Source organism: Amycolatopsis sp. MtRt-6 (assembly GCF_017308975.1).
Classification (GTDB): domain Bacteria; phylum Actinomycetota; class Actinomycetes; order Mycobacteriales; family Pseudonocardiaceae; genus Amycolatopsis.
Map to the genome: position 1 here is coordinate 98,500 of NZ_JADWPD010000014.1, position 13,894 is coordinate 112,393.

Sequence of the window (13,894 nt, forward strand, 5' to 3'; positions counted from 1 at the left end):
CACAGCACAACCCGGGAGTCACCCGCGTGCCCAACATTTCCCGAGACGAGGTCGCGCACCTCGCGAAGCTGGCCAGGCTGGCCGTGACCGACGACGAAATCGACGTCTTCGCCGGCCAGCTCGACCAGATCCTGGACTCGGTGGCCAAGGTGAGCGAGGTCGCCGCCGCCGACGTGCCGCCCACGTCGCACGCCGTGCCGCTGACGAACGTCTTCCGACAGGACGTCGTCGTCCCCGGGCTCACGCAGCAGCAGGCGCTGGCCGGAGCGCCGGCCGCCGAAGAGGGCCGTTTCCGGGTGCCGCGGATCCTGGGGGAAGAGCAGTGACCGAGCTCATCAAGCTGACCGCCGCCGAGCTGGCGGGCAAGATCCACTCGCGCGAGGTGTCCGCGGTCGAGGTCGCGCAGGCCCACCTGGACCGGATCGCCGAGGTGGACGACCACATCCACGCGTTCCTGCACGTCGACACCGAGGGCGCGCTGGCCGCGGCCAAGGCCGTCGACGAGGGCCTCGCCGACGGCAAGGCGCCCGCGTCGCCGCTGGCCGGCGTGCCGCTCGCGCTCAAGGACGTCCTGACCACCCAGGGCGTGCCGACGACCTGTGGTTCGAAAACGCTCGAAGGCTGGCTGCCGCCGTACGACGCGACCGTGACGCGCAAGCTGCGCGAGGCCGGTGTCGTCATCCTCGGCAAGACCAACATGGACGAGTTCGCCATGGGGTCCTCGACCGAGAACTCCGCGTACGGTCCGACGCACAACCCGTGGGACCACGCCCGCATCCCGGGCGGGTCGGGCGGTGGCTCGTCGGCGTCGATCGCGGCGTTCGAGGCCGCCATCGCCATCGGCACCGACACCGGTGGGTCGATCCGGCAGCCGGGGGCCGTCACCGGGACCGTCGGGGTCAAGCCGACCTACGGCGGGGTGTCGCGGTACGGGCTGGTCGCTTTTTCGTCGTCGCTCGACCAGGCCGGGCCCTGTGCGCGGACGGTGCTCGACGCGGCCCTGCTACACGAGGTCATCGCCGGGTACGACCCGCGGGACTCGACTTCCATCGACGCTCCGGTGCCGCCGGTCGTCGCCGCTGCGCGCCAGGGCGCGAACGGCGACCTGAAGGGCGTCAAGGTCGGCGTCGTGAAGGAGTTCGGCGGCGACGGCTACCAGCCGGGCGTGCTGCGGTCGTTCCAGGCCGCGGTCGAGCAGCTGCGGGCGCTCGGCGCGGACGTCGTCGAGGTGTCTTGTCCGAATTTCGTCTACGCGCTGCCCGCGTACTACCTGATCGCGCCGAGCGAGTGCTCGTCGAACCTCGCGCGGTTCGACGCCATGCGCTACGGCCTGCGCGTTGCCGATGACGGCACGCACAGCGCCGAAGAGGTCATGTCGCTCACCCGCGAGAAGGGCTTCGGCGCCGAGGTCAAGCGGCGGATCATGCTGGGCACCTACGCGTTGTCGTCCGGCTACTACGACGCCTACTACGGCTCGGCGCAGAAGGTGCGCACGCTCATCACGCGCGACTTCGACGCCGCCTTCGAGCACGTCGATGTCCTCGTTTCGCCCACGACGCCGACCACGGCGTTCAAGATCGGTGAGCGCGTCGACGACCCGATGGCGATGTACCTCGCCGACCTGTGCACGATCCCGTCGAACCTCGCCGGCAACGCCGCCATGAGCGTGCCGAGCGGGCTGTCCGACGAGGACGGCCTGCCGGTCGGGCTGCAGATCATGGCCCCGGCGCTCGCCGACGACCGGCTTTACCGGGTCGGCGCCGCCTACGAGGCCGCCCGCGACGCCGCCGCCGGCGGGGCGCTCATCCACAAGGTCCCGGAGCTGGGAGGAACGAAGTGACTGCCGTGGCCGAGTTGATGGACTACGCCGACGTCGTCGAGCGGTTCGACCCGGTGCTCGGGCTCGAGGTGCACGTCGAGCTGAACACGAACACGAAGATGTTCTGCGGCTGCCCGAACGAGTTCGGCGGCGAGCCGAACACCAAGGTCTGCCCGACCTGCCTGGGGCTGCCCGGGGCGCTGCCGGCCGTCAACGGCAAGGCCGTCGAGGGCGCGATCCGGATCGGTCTCGCGCTGAACTGCGAGATCGCCGAGTGGTGCCGGTTCGCGCGGAAGAACTACTTCTACCCGGACATGCCGAAGAACTTCCAGACGTCGCAGTACGACGAGCCGATCGCCTTCAACGGCTACCTCGACGTCACGCTCGACGACGGCGAGGTCGTGCGCGTGGAGATCGAGCGCGCGCACATGGAGGAGGACACCGGCAAGTCGCTGCACGTCGGTGGCGCCACCGGGCGAATCCACGGTGCCGAGCACTCGCTGCTCGACTACAACCGGGCCGGCGTACCCTTGATCGAAATTGTGACGAAGCCGATCGAAGGCACCGGCGCACGGGCGCCCGAGGTCGCGCGGGCCTACGTGAGCGCGCTGCGTGACCTGCTGCGTGCCCTCGACGTCTCCGACGTCCGGATGGACCAGGGCTCGCTGCGGTGCGACGCGAACGTCTCGCTGATGGCGAAGGACGCGACCGAGTTCGGGACGCGCACCGAGACGAAGAACGTCAACTCGCTGCGCAGCGTCGAGCGCGCCGTCCGCTACGAGATGACGCGGCAGGCGGCCATCCTCGCCGAGGGCGGTTCGATCAAGCAGGAGACGCGGCACTTCCAGGAGGCCGACGGCACGACGTCGTCGGGTCGGACGAAGGAGACCGCCGAGGACTACCGGTACTTCCCGGAGCCCGACCTGGTCCCGATCGCGCCGTCGCGCGAGTGGGTCGAGGAGCTGCGCGGGACGCTGCCGGAGATGCCCTCGGAACGGCGGAAGCGGATCCAGCAGGAATGGTCACTTTCCGACGAGGCCCTGCGTGACCTGCTGAACGTCGGCGCCGTCGACCTGGTCGCGGCCACCGTCGAGGCCGGCGCGTCGCCGGATGACGCCCGGGGCTGGTGGGTCAACACCCTCGCCCAGGAGGCCAACGCCCGCGAGGTGGAGCTCGCCGAGCTGGCGATCACTCCGGGCCAGGTGGCCGAGGTGATCGGGCTGGTGACGTCCGGCGAGCTGACGAACAAGCTCGCCAAGGAGGTCGTCCAGGGCGTGCTCGCCGGCGAAGGCGAGCCGCGCGAGGTCGTCGAGAAGCGCGGGCTGAAGGTCGTCTCGGACGACTCGGCGCTGCTCGCGGCGATCGACGAGGCCCTCGCGGCGCAGCCGGACGTCGCGGACAAGATCCGCGGCGGGAAGGTCGCCGCGGCGGGTGCCATCGTCGGTGCGGTCATGAAGGCGACCAAGGGACAGGCGGACGCCAAGCGGGTTCGTGAGCTGATCATCGAGCGCGTCGGTTCCTGACCGGTTTCATGACACAGCCGGGATTCGTCAAAAGCGTCACCTGGCGCGAGTGGCTCGGCCTGGCGGCCGGGCTGCTCGCGCTGGGTTCGACGTTCCTGCCGTGGACCACGCTGAGCGCCACCAAACCGGACATCGAAGACATCCTCGCGCAGCTGCCGCGGGGTGACGTCGTCCGCGATGCGTGGCACTCGAGCTTCTTCGCCTGGTGCCCGCCGCTGCCGTTGCTCCTGGCCGGGGTGGCCGTGGTCGTTTTCGGGCGAATCCGGAACCTGCGGGTCAGCGGCCTGCCGCACCTGTGGCTGGTCGTCGCCGCGGCGTCGCTGCTGCTGATGGCGCTGGGCTGGTTGACCCTGGACTGGGAGTTCGACGCCGACCAGCGCGGCATCTTCGAGGCGGCCGGGGTCGCCATCGGACCCGGCTTCGGCCGGTTCCTCGGGTTGTTCGCGGCGCTGGTGTCCGGCGTTGTCGCTTTCCTGGACGTGCGGGCCATGCGGGCCGAGAGCCGGCAGCCGCGGAAGAGCCGTAGCAAGCGGGCGTGATCTTCGCGGGTGCCGTCCGGGCACTTCGGTAAGAGTCCTGCCGCGGGAGAATTTCCGACCGGGTGCCCGGAGCGTCCGACCGGTGGATCGCGATCGTTGACAACGTTGACATCGTGGTCGCCCGTTGCATGAGAAAGCGCTTTCTGGAACGGTCGGAGAGGCGCAGCCCGGCCGCGGAGGTCGCCGTCCCCGCGGGCGGACGGGCGGCGCGGATCGGCGCTGCTGGGGCGCCGGAGCCGAGGAGGGAGACCCGGGTGGTCCAGGGAAAGCGCTTGCGGGTGGCCGTCGTCGGAACCGGGGCCATCGCGGAAAGCCACCGGACCGCTTACGAGGCCCACCGCGACGACGTCGACATCGTGGCCGCGGTCGACGTCGACGAGGGAAGGGTCGCCGCCTTCTGCGCCGAGACCGACCACGCCAAGCCGTATCTCGAGCTGGGCGCGCTGCTCGCCGAGCAGGAACCGGATCTCGTCTCGATCTGCACGCCGCCGAGCCTGCACGTCGAGCAGACCCGGCAGGCGCTCGAGAGCGGCGCCTGGGTCTGGTGCGAGAAGCCGCCGTGCCGGTCGCTCGCCGAATACGACGAGATGACCGTCGCCGAACGAGACGGTGGGCCGTACGTCGCCTTCGTCTACCAGCAGCGGTCCGGTTCGGCCGCCGCGCACTTCCGGGAACTGCTCGCCGGTGGGGAGCTGGGGCGGCCGCTCGTCGCGCACTGCCAGACCACCTGGTACCGCGATGCCGCCTACTACGCGGTGCCGTGGCGCGGGCGCTGGGAGACCGAGGGCGGCGGGCCGGCCATGGGGCACGGCATCCACCAGATGGATCTGCTGCTCCACCTGCTCGGCGAGTGGGCCGAGGTGCGCGCGATGACCGCCCGGCTGGTGCACGACGTCGAGACTGAGGACGTCTCCACCGCGCTGGTGCGGTTCGCGTCGGGGGCGCTCGCGACCGTCGTCAACAGCGTCCTCTCGCCCGACGAGGTGAGCCGGATCCGGATCGACTGCGAACACGCCACCGCGGAGCTCACCCACCTCTACGGCTACGGCGTCAAGGACTGGCGCTACACGCCGGCGCCGCACGTCGCCGGGGAGGCCGTCGAGCGGTGGCACAGCCCGGCCACCGACCTCGACAGCTCGCACGCCGCCGCGTTCACGCCGATCCTCGCCGCCTACCGGGCCGGGCGGCGGCCGCCGTGCAGCGGGGACGACGGGCGGCAGGTGCTCGAGTTCATCGCCGCGCTCTACAAGTCCGCGGCCACCGGGCTCGGTGTGCGCCGCGGGGAGATCGGGCCGGGTGACCCCTTCTACCGCTCCATGGCGGGCGACCAGGCAGGAGACCGCGGATGAGCGCGACGATCACGGTGACCCACCGGTACGGCGAACGCGTGTCCGTCGAGGCGGGCGGCGTCGAGCTGATGTCCTATGTGTACAAGCCCGATCCGGTGGCCTTCGAGTCGCGCAAGCCCTACGCCCACCCGCTGCGGACCCTCGGCGGCCGGCACGTCAGCGGGTACCGGCCCGCCGACCACCGGTGGCACAAGGGCCTCCAGATGACGTCGAGCCACCTGTCCGGGCAGAACTTCTGGGGCGGCCACACCTACGTCCCCGGCGACTGGTACCAGGAGCTGCCCGACCGGATCGGCTCCATGCGGCACGACGAGTTCGCCGCCTTCACCGTCGAACACGATCGGCTGAACTTCACCGAAAACCTCACCTGGGTCGCCAACGGCGGCGAAGAATGGGCTCGGGAACGACGTGACATCGCCGTCCACTCCGTCGAGCCGGACGACGGGTCCTGGGCACTCGACTGGGCGATCGAGCTGACCAACGTCCGCGACGTCCCGCTCGTGTTCGGCAGCCCGACCACCGCCGGTCGTGAGCTGGCCGGCTACACCGGCCTGCACTGGCGAGGGCCGCGGGACTTCGGTGGCGGCCGGGTGCTCGGGCCCGGCGACCTCGAGGGCGAGGCGATGATGGGCGCGCAGGCGCCTTGGCTCGCGTTCGTCGGCGAGCACGACGACGTCGACGGGCATTCGACGCTCGTCTTCGCGCACGCGCCCGAGAACGACAAGGCGATCCACGAGTCGCACTGGTTCGTCCGATCCGGGGACCAGCCCATGGTCGCCTTCTCGTGGGCGTTTTTTGACGAATTCGAACTGCCGCCGGGTGAGAGCTTCGCCTACCGCTACCGGATCGTCGTCGCCGACGGGGCCTGGGACCGCGACCGGGTGGGCCGCTACCTCGACGGGCACGGCTGGTCATGACCGATTTTCCGCTGCCGGGTGGCGTCGGCCTCTCGCACCTGCGTGCCTACGACTGGGCGGCCGAGGACGGCGTCTGTGGTGGCAGTCCGCACGTCCACCTGGCGTGCACCGAGGCCTACGTCGTCACCGGCGGCCGGGGTGCCGTCCAGACGCTGAGCGCCGGCGGCTACGCCGAGACGGCCCTGGAAGCCGGCGTCGTCGCGTGGTTCACGCCCGGCACCGTGCACCGGATGGTGCAGGACGACGGTCTGCGCGTCACGGTCCTCATGCAGAACAGCGGGCTGCCGGAGGCCGGGGACGCCGTCTTCACCTTCCCGCCCGACGTGCTCGCCGACCCGGCCGCCTACGCCGAGGCCGCCGCGTTGCCGAAAACCGACCAGGCCGCTCGACAGCGCCGTGACCTGGCCGTTCGCGGGTACCTGCCGCTGCGTGACGCGCTGCGGGACGGCGACCTCGAACCGCTGCGGGCATTCCACCGGGCGGCCGTCGCACTCGTCGGGCCGAAGGTCGCAGAGTGGGTACCGCGCTGGCGGGCCGGGGCGTTGCAGGCCGCCGAGCTGACCGGGGCGCACCTCAAGGCGCTCGCCGACGGCGACGGGAGCCACCTCGAGAAGTCCGGGCTGCGGGTCGCGACGCCGTCGAACCCGGACGGCTACGGCATGTGCGGCCGCCGCACCGAATACGACATCCCGCTCGACCAGGAAGGCTTGCAGAGATGAACCAGTCCAGCATCGGAGTGCTGCTCAACGGGGTGACAGGCCGGATGGGTTACCGGCAGCACCTGCTCCGGTCGGTCCTGGCGATCCGCGAGCAGGGCGGCGTCGCCCTGCCGGACGGCAGCCGCGTCCAGCTCGAGCCGATCCTCGCCGGGCGCAACGCCGCGAAACTCAAGGACCTCGCCGACCGGCACGGCCTGACGGCGTGGACCACCGACGCCGATTCCGCGCTGCAGGACGTCGACATCTACTTCGACGCGCAGCTGACGTCGGCGCGCGAGCCGTCGGTGCGGTCGGCGATCGCCGCGGGCAAGCACATCTACGCCGAGAAGCCGCTCGCCGAGACGCTGCCGGCGGCGCTGGAGCTGGCCGGGCTCGCCCGGGATGCCGGGATCTGCCACGGCGTCGTGCACGACAAGCTGTTCCTGCCCGGGCTGCTGAAGCTGCGGCGGCTGGTCGACGGCGGGTTCTTCGGCCGGATCCTGTCGGTGCGCGGCGAGTTCGGCTACTGGGTCTTCGAGGGCGACTGGCAGGAGGCGCAGCGCCCCAGCTGGAACTACCGAGCCGAGGACGGCGGCGGGATCGTGCTCGACATGTTCTGCCACTGGAACTACGTGCTCGAGAACCTCTTCGGCCGCGTCTCGGCGGTGACGGCGAAGGCCGTGACACACATCCCGCGTCGCTGGGACGAGCAGGGCGCGGCGTACGCGGCGACGGCCGACGACGCCGCGTACGGCATCTTCGAACTCGAGTCGGGGGTCATCGCGCAGATCAACTCGTCGTGGTCGACGCGGGTTTTCCGCGACGAGCTGGTCGAATTCCAGGTCGACGGGACCGAGGGCAGCGCGGTCGCCGGTCTGCGGCGCTGCCGTGTCCAGCACCGCTCGGCGACGCCGAAGCCGGTCTGGAACCCGGACCTGCCGGCCACCGAGCCCTTCCGCGACCAGTGGCAGGAAGTGCCGGACAACGCCGAGTTCGACAACGGCTTCAAGGCGCAGTGGGAGGAGTTCGTGCGGGACGTCGTCGCCGGGCGGCAGCATCGCTACGACTTCTTCTCGGCCGCCCGGGGGCTGCAGGTGGCGGAGGCCGGGCTGACGTCGTCGGCCGAGGGGCGGCGGGTCGAGCTGAAACCTCTCGCCTGAGCCGCCGTGGCTCGCCGGCTCCGGGTGGCGGTCCGGAGCCGGTCAGCCAAAAGGAAGTGATCGACGTCACTTCCGATGACGAAAAGCGCAGCCGGCCGGCTCAGTCCTTGCCGTTGCCGCCGCCGGAGGTGGCCGGGGTGATCAGCACCACGCGGTCGTCGCTGGAGACCGGGGCGCCGCCGTCCTTGTTGACCGTGCCCGCCACCGCCAGCTGCGGGTTGATCATGCTCATGCCGGCCAGCCGCCCGTACGTCACCGGCGGCTTGCCGGTCTTCCCGTCGAGGCTCACCGTCGGCTTGCCGCTGATCGCGCCGTCCGGCGCCACCGGCAGGTTCTGCAGGCTGCCGGTCAGCGACGTGCCGATCGAGAGCGCGCCGTTGGCGTCGACGAAGTCGGCGCAGCCCGCGACGCCCGGTTTGTCCGGCCACGTCCACGCCGGCGTCGTCAGCGGCTGGCCGACCTGGACGCGGTAGAGGGCGTCCTTGTCGGGGAGCCGGTCGGTGACCCAGACGCGGCCGCCGTCGGCCGACGCGCACACGCCGCCCGGGGCGTGCAGGCCGGCCGCCACCACGAGGGAGCCGTTCGGGTTGCCCGCCGGTGCCTTGCCGGAGGTGTCGATCCGCAGCAGCTTCCCGGCGAGGGAGTTCGGGTCGGCCGCGGCGTTCGGATTGCCCGCGTCGCCGGTCGCGACCAGCAGCGCGCCGCGGTTGTCGGTGCCGATCGTGCCGCGGTTGCCCGACGCGCCCTTCGGGATGCCGGTGAGCACCGGCTTCGGCGCCTGGCCCTTGGCGAACCGCACGACGCGGTTGTCGGTCGCGGTCGTGATGTAGGCGAACACCAGCTGGTCCTCGACGTAGGACGGCGAGAGCGCGAGCCCGGTCAGGCCGCCGTCGCCGTCGGCTCGCACGTCGAGCTTCGCGAAGTCCGTCGCGTCCTTGCCGGCCGTCGCCAGCAGGACGCGGCCGCTCTTGCGCTCGCCGGCCAGCGCGCTCGGCGTCGAGCCGTCACCGGGCAGGCCGGCCACCGCGGCGACGGTGTCGAGGCACGTCGCGATCACCGACGGGTCGAAGTCCTTGCAGCCCTGCGGCGGCGGCACCGGCGCGGCCGACTGGCCGGGCCGGGCGGGCTTGGGGCCGCTGCCGGAGTCCGCGCCGGGGCCCTGGACCTCCGGCGGCGACTCGGGGCTCGGCACGGGGGCGGGGCTGAACGTCTGGCCCGCCGCGGTGTCGTCGAACCGCGCGCACCCGGCGGGCAGCAGGACGCCGCAGGCCAAGATCGCCAGCAGGGCCGAGCGGTACCGGGTGCGCATGATCCCCCAGCCTAGGCGCCGGTGCGTGAACCATGGGTGAGTACTCCTCGATTACGTTGGGGATCATGACGCTGACCGTGCTGGTGCCCGACGACGAGGGCATGAACGTGCTCGCCGAGGTCCCGCGGGTCCTGCCCGTGCGCTACCAGTGGGGCGAGCCGGTGCCGCCCGAGGCCGCGAAGGCGGAGGTGCTCATCCCCGGCAAGCACCCGCCGGGCGAGCAGCTGTGGCGCGCGCTGCCGAACCTGAAGCTGATCCAGCTGCTGTCCGCCGGCGCCGAAGACTGGATCGGCAGGGTCCCCGACGGCGTCCTGCTCTCCACCTGCCGCGGCGCGCACGGCGGGAGCACCGCCGAGTGGGTCGTCGCCGCGCTGCTGTCGATGTACCGGAAGCTGGACGTCTTCGCCGCGGCGCAGCGCGAAGGCCGGTGGGAGCGGCAGACGGCCGACACGCTGCAGGGCAAGCGCGTGCTCGTCATCGGCGCCGGCGACCTCGGCCGGCACCTGCGGCGGCGGCTCGAGCCGTTCGACGCGCGCTGCACGATGGTCGGGATGACCGCGCGGGAGGGCGTGCACGGCGTGCGCGAGCTGCCCGGGCTGCTCGAACTGCACGACGTCGTGGTGCTGATGGTGCCGCTGACGTCCCGCACGCGCGGGATGGTGGACGCGGAGTTCCTGTCGCGGATGCGCGACGGGGCGGTGCTGGTCAACGTCTCGCGCGGCGCCGTCGTGGACACCGACGCTTTGGTCGCCGAACTGACCACGGGCCGGTTGCGGGCCGCCCTCGACGTCACCGACCCCGAGCCGCCGCCCGCCGGGCACCCGCTGTGGACGGTGCCGGGCCTGCTGCTGACGCCGCACGTCGGTGGGGCGGTGCGCGGGGTTCGTGGTCGTTCGTACGCGGTCGCCGCGGCCGAGATCGCGCGGTACGCCGGCGGCGAGCTGCCGGACAACCTGGTGCACGGCGAATACTGAGCTCGCCAGGCCCGCGGGATTCCCCTAACCTGCGCGGGTGAACAGTGGAGACGACTTTTCGCAGCAGCCCACCAGCCTCCTGTCGGGCGTCGAGGACGATCGGTCGGACGACACGCCGCGCCAGGGCGGGCTCGGTCTCGGCCTGCTGATCCTGCGGCTGGCGCTCGGCGTGACCATGGGCGCGCACGGCCTGCAGCACCTGTTCGGCCTGTTCGGCGGGCCGGGCATCGGCGGGTTCGCGCGGGTGCTGGAAACGTTCGGCTACCACAAGCAGACGACGCTGCTGTCGTGGATCACGGGCATCACCGAAGTGGGTGGCGGGGTGCTGGTGATCGTCGGGCTGTTCACGCCGCTGGCCGCGGCGGGGCTGCTCGGGGTGGCGGCGAACGCGGTGTACGCGAAGTTCCACGGGGGGTTCTTCGAGGGGGCGGGGCAGGGGTTCGAGTTCGAGCTGGTGCTGGGGGCCGTGGCGTTGAGCTTGCTGTTCACCGGGGCGGGGCCGATTTCGCTGGAGCGGAACACGCCGTGGCGGAAGCGGCCGTTGCCGTTGGGGCTGGTGTCGCTGCTGCTTGCCGCGGCGGCGACTGTGGTGGTCATCGTCCTGACGCGGTAGCGGCCGGGTTGGGGACAACTCGGTGGCTCCGGCCGCGGTTGTGGACAACTGCGGTGCGCGGGGCCGGAAATGTCGGTGGCCGCGAGTAACGTTGAAATCGGGGGTCCCCCGAGCGGCTGGGGGGCAAGGGAAGCTTCCCGGGCGGCCGGGAGTGCTGGGGAAAGGGAGCTCCCCGAGCGGCCGGGGTGTTGTGGCAAGGGCGGCACCCGAGTGGCCGCAGGGGCCCAGCAAAGTCGAACTCCAGGGGCCCCTCGCGGGAGACCGAGGGCGCGCTGAGGGCCGGTGGAGCTGTTGCCGGTGCGCTGAACGAGTCGTTCAGGACGTTCGAACCCGCTGCCACGACCGGCTCACGACCGCCCGGACGAACCCGGCCGAGGTGTTGCGGCAAGGGAACTCGCCAGCGCGGCCGGGATGTTGTGGCAAGAAAAAAGCCGCCCCGGCGAGCCGGGACGGCCTTCTCGAAAACGGCCTGACCTACTTGTTCACGTCGCGCACCGCGCCCGTGTCCGCCGACGTCGCCATCCGGGCGTACGCGCGCAACGCCGCCGTCACCGGGCGCTGGCGGTCCTTCGGCTGCCACGGCCTCTCGGACGCCTCCATCTTCGCGCGGCGCTCGGCCAGGACGTCCGGGGCGACCAGCAGCTCCAGCCGGCGCTCATGGATGTCCAGGAGGATCCGGTCGCCGTTCTCCACCAGGCCGATCAGGCCGCCCGCCGCCGCCTCCGGCGAAATGTGGCCCACCGAGATGCCCGACGAACCGCCCGAAAACCGGCCGTCCGTGATCAGGGCGCACTTCTTGCCCAGGCCCGATCCCTTCAGGAATGCCGTCGGGTGCAGCATCTCCTGCATGCCCGGGCCGCCTGCCGGGCCCTCGTAGCGGATCACCAGGACCTCGCCCGGCTGGATCTCCTTCTTCAAGATCGCCGAGACCGCTTCCTCCTGGCTCTCCAGCACCCGCGCCGGGCCCTCGAAGTGCCACAGGTCCTCGTCGATGCCCGCGGCCTTGATCACCGCGCCGTTCTCCGCCAGGTTGCCGCGGAGGATCGCCAGGCCGCCGTCCTTCGTGTACGCGTGCTCGACGTCGCGGATGCAGCCCTCCGCCGCGTCCGTGTCCAGCGACGACCAGCGGTTCGACGTCGAGAACGCCTCCGTCGTGCGGACCCCGCCCGGCGCCGCGTGGAACAGTTCGAGAGCGGCGGGAGAGGGCGACGAAGCCCGGATGTCCCACTGAGCCAGCCAGGACTCCAGGTCACGCGAGTGCACCGACCACACGTCCGTGTTGAGCAGGCCGCCGCGGTACAGCTCGCCCAGGATCGCCGGGATTCCGCCCGCGCGGTGGACGTCCTCCATGTGGTAGTCCGAGTTCGGCGCGACCTTCGACAGGCACGGCACGCGGCGGCCGATCGCGTCGATGTCGGCGATCGTGAAGTCGACCTCGCCCTCCTGGGCGGCCGCCAGGATGTGCAGCACCGTGTTCGTCGAACCGCCCATCGCCATGTCGAGGGCCATCGCGTTCTCGAACGCCGCCTTCGACGCGATCGAGCGCGGCAGCACCGAGGCGTCGTCCTCCTCGTACCAGCGCTTGCACAGCTCGACGACCGTGCGGCCGGCCTCCTCGAACAGCGCGCGCCGGGCAGCGTGCGTTGCCAGCGTCGAGCCGTTGCCCGGCAGCGACAGGCCGAGGGCCTCGGTGAGGCAGTTCATCGAGTTCGCCGTGAACATGCCGGAGCACGATCCGCACGTCGGGCAGGCCGAACGCTCGACGATCGCCAGCCCGTCCTCGTCGACCTCCGTGCTCGCCGACGCCGCGATCGCGGTGATCAGGTCGGTCGGGGCCTGCGCGACGCCGCCCACGACGACCGCCTTGCCGGCCTCCATCGGGCCGCCGGAGACGAACACCACCGGGATGTTCAGGCGCATCGCCGCGTTGAGCATGCCCGGGGTGATCTTGTCGCAGTTGGAGATGCACACCAGCGCGTCGGCCTGGTGCGCGTTGACCATGTACTCCACCGAGTCGGCGATGATCTCGCGCGAGGGCAGCGAGTAGAGCATCCCGGAGTGGCCCATGGCGATGCCGTCGTCGACGGCGATCGTGTGGAACTCGCGCGCGACGCCGCCCGCTTCCTTGACCGCGTCCGCGACGATCTCGCCGAGGTCCTTCAGGTGCACGTGGCCCGGCACGAACTGGGTGTAGGAGTTGGCGATCGCCACGATCGGCTTGCCGAAGTCGCTGTCGGTCATGCCGGTGGCGCGCCAGAGCGAGCGCGCGCCCGCCGCGTTGCGGCCGTGGGTGGTGGTCCGGGAACGGAGAGGCGGCACGGGAACTCCCAGGTCAAAGGGTGGCCGGCGAAACTGGTCCTACCAATTTACGCTGCCCGGCTCCCGAGACGAGCCGCGGGGTTATTCGCTCGGTGACGTCCCGGGCTTGAGGTCCTCGGCCTGCAGCACCCCGCTCGGGTCCGCGACCAGGCCCTCGCTGACCAGCGACAGCACCGGCAGGTGCCGGGTCCGCACGGTCGGCAGCGGCACCTTCGTGTCGTCCTGCAGCACCGCCTGCACGCGCGCCTTCTTCGTGATCGCCAGCCCCTTCAACGCCGACCACGGGATGTCGCGGTGGCCGAACATCGTGCGGACGGCCAGCCCCGAGCGCGTCGCGACCGTGCGGTGGCGGATCACGAACACCGCCAGCGCGATCGGGAAGACGTAGAGCCACTGCAGGTACGGGATCTCCCCGAGCGCGATCGGCGTCACGCAGATCGTCAGGAGGGCGATCGCCATGAAGGACGTGCGGGGGACGCGGAAGACGGCCTTCCGGCCTTCGTCCTGCTGTTTTTCGGCCACCCCGAAATGGTGCACCGCGCCGCCGACCGGCCCGGACCCGGGTCTCGCCGGTGTGACCCACGTCCACGATGCGGACATGTCATCCCGCAGAGTTGACACCCGCATGGCGTTCGGTCTAGCGTCATCGCCGTGACACCGCTGACCGGCCTCGT

The 13,894-nt window shown here is 71.5% G+C and carries 13 protein-coding genes; 10 read left to right on the forward strand and 3 right to left on the reverse strand.

Features of this window, described 5'->3' with window-relative positions; all coding sequences use genetic code 11:
* Positions 1-26: 26 nt before the first annotated feature.
* From gatC to I4Q55_RS23925, 8 genes are all read left to right on the forward strand, one after another.
* Positions 27-326 carry an Asp-tRNA(Asn)/Glu-tRNA(Gln) amidotransferase subunit GatC gene (gatC, locus tag I4Q55_RS23890; RefSeq protein ID WP_043780795.1) on the forward strand — a complete coding sequence of 100 codons (300 nt, stop codon included), beginning with the start codon at positions 27-29 and terminating at the stop codon, positions 324-326.
* Positions 323-1,840, forward strand: coding sequence for an Asp-tRNA(Asn)/Glu-tRNA(Gln) amidotransferase subunit GatA (gene gatA, locus I4Q55_RS23895; RefSeq protein ID WP_206790665.1), 1,518 nt, complete (start codon positions 323-325; stop codon positions 1,838-1,840). Before gatC ends, gatA begins: the two co-directional genes overlap by 4 nt.
* Positions 1,837-3,342: an Asp-tRNA(Asn)/Glu-tRNA(Gln) amidotransferase subunit GatB gene (gene gatB / locus I4Q55_RS23900; protein ID WP_206790667.1), complete on the forward strand. Its 1,506-nt coding sequence runs from the start codon at positions 1,837-1,839 to the stop codon at positions 3,340-3,342. The genes gatA and gatB overlap by 4 nt, the downstream gene beginning before the upstream one ends.
* A gap of 8 nt (positions 3,343-3,350) precedes the next feature.
* Positions 3,351-3,881, forward strand: a complete 531-nt coding sequence (locus I4Q55_RS23905) for a hypothetical protein (RefSeq protein WP_206790669.1) — start codon at positions 3,351-3,353, stop codon at positions 3,879-3,881.
* Between the two features lie 254 nt (positions 3,882-4,135).
* A complete protein-coding gene (locus I4Q55_RS23910; RefSeq protein WP_307793288.1) occupies positions 4,136-5,230 on the forward strand; it encodes a Gfo/Idh/MocA family oxidoreductase in 1,095 nt (364 codons plus the stop codon).
* Positions 5,227-6,147 (forward strand): PmoA family protein, encoded by a 921-nt coding sequence (locus I4Q55_RS23915; protein ID WP_206790671.1) that lies wholly within the window; start codon positions 5,227-5,229, stop codon positions 6,145-6,147. The genes I4Q55_RS23910 and I4Q55_RS23915 overlap by 4 nt, the downstream gene beginning before the upstream one ends.
* Positions 6,144-6,866 carry a cupin gene (locus I4Q55_RS23920; RefSeq protein WP_206790673.1) on the forward strand — a complete coding sequence of 241 codons (723 nt, stop codon included), beginning with the start codon at positions 6,144-6,146 and terminating at the stop codon, positions 6,864-6,866. Before I4Q55_RS23915 ends, I4Q55_RS23920 begins: the two co-directional genes overlap by 4 nt.
* Positions 6,863-8,005 carry a Gfo/Idh/MocA family protein gene (locus I4Q55_RS23925; protein WP_206790674.1) on the forward strand — a complete coding sequence of 381 codons (1,143 nt, stop codon included), beginning with the start codon at positions 6,863-6,865 and terminating at the stop codon, positions 8,003-8,005. Before I4Q55_RS23920 ends, I4Q55_RS23925 begins: the two co-directional genes overlap by 4 nt.
* 100 nt (positions 8,006-8,105) lie before the next feature.
* Here I4Q55_RS23925 and I4Q55_RS23930 read toward each other — a convergent pair whose 3' ends face one another.
* Complete coding sequence (locus I4Q55_RS23930) at positions 8,106-9,314, reverse strand: sorbosone dehydrogenase family protein (RefSeq protein ID WP_206790675.1); 1,209 nt, start codon at positions 9,312-9,314, stop codon at positions 8,106-8,108.
* A 65-nt stretch (positions 9,315-9,379) separates the two neighbouring features.
* On the opposite strand from I4Q55_RS23930, the gene I4Q55_RS23935 reads away from it, so the two are divergent.
* Entirely contained in the window at positions 9,380-10,288 is a 909-nt protein-coding gene (locus tag I4Q55_RS23935) for a 2-hydroxyacid dehydrogenase (RefSeq protein WP_206790676.1), read from the forward strand.
* A gap of 37 nt (positions 10,289-10,325) precedes the next feature.
* Positions 10,326-10,901 (forward strand): DoxX family membrane protein, encoded by a 576-nt coding sequence (locus tag I4Q55_RS23940; protein ID WP_206790677.1) that lies wholly within the window; start codon positions 10,326-10,328, stop codon positions 10,899-10,901.
* 474 nt (positions 10,902-11,375) lie between these two features.
* Here I4Q55_RS23940 and ilvD read toward each other — a convergent pair whose 3' ends face one another.
* Both ilvD and I4Q55_RS50620 read right to left on the reverse strand, forming a co-directional pair.
* A complete protein-coding gene (ilvD, locus tag I4Q55_RS23945) occupies positions 11,376-13,220 on the reverse strand; it encodes a dihydroxy-acid dehydratase (protein ID WP_206790678.1) in 1,845 nt (614 codons plus the stop codon).
* An 81-nt stretch (positions 13,221-13,301) separates the two neighbouring features.
* Entirely contained in the window at positions 13,302-13,742 is a 441-nt protein-coding gene (locus I4Q55_RS50620; protein WP_206790679.1) for a PH domain-containing protein, read from the reverse strand.
* Between the last annotated feature and the right edge of the window lie 152 nt (positions 13,743-13,894).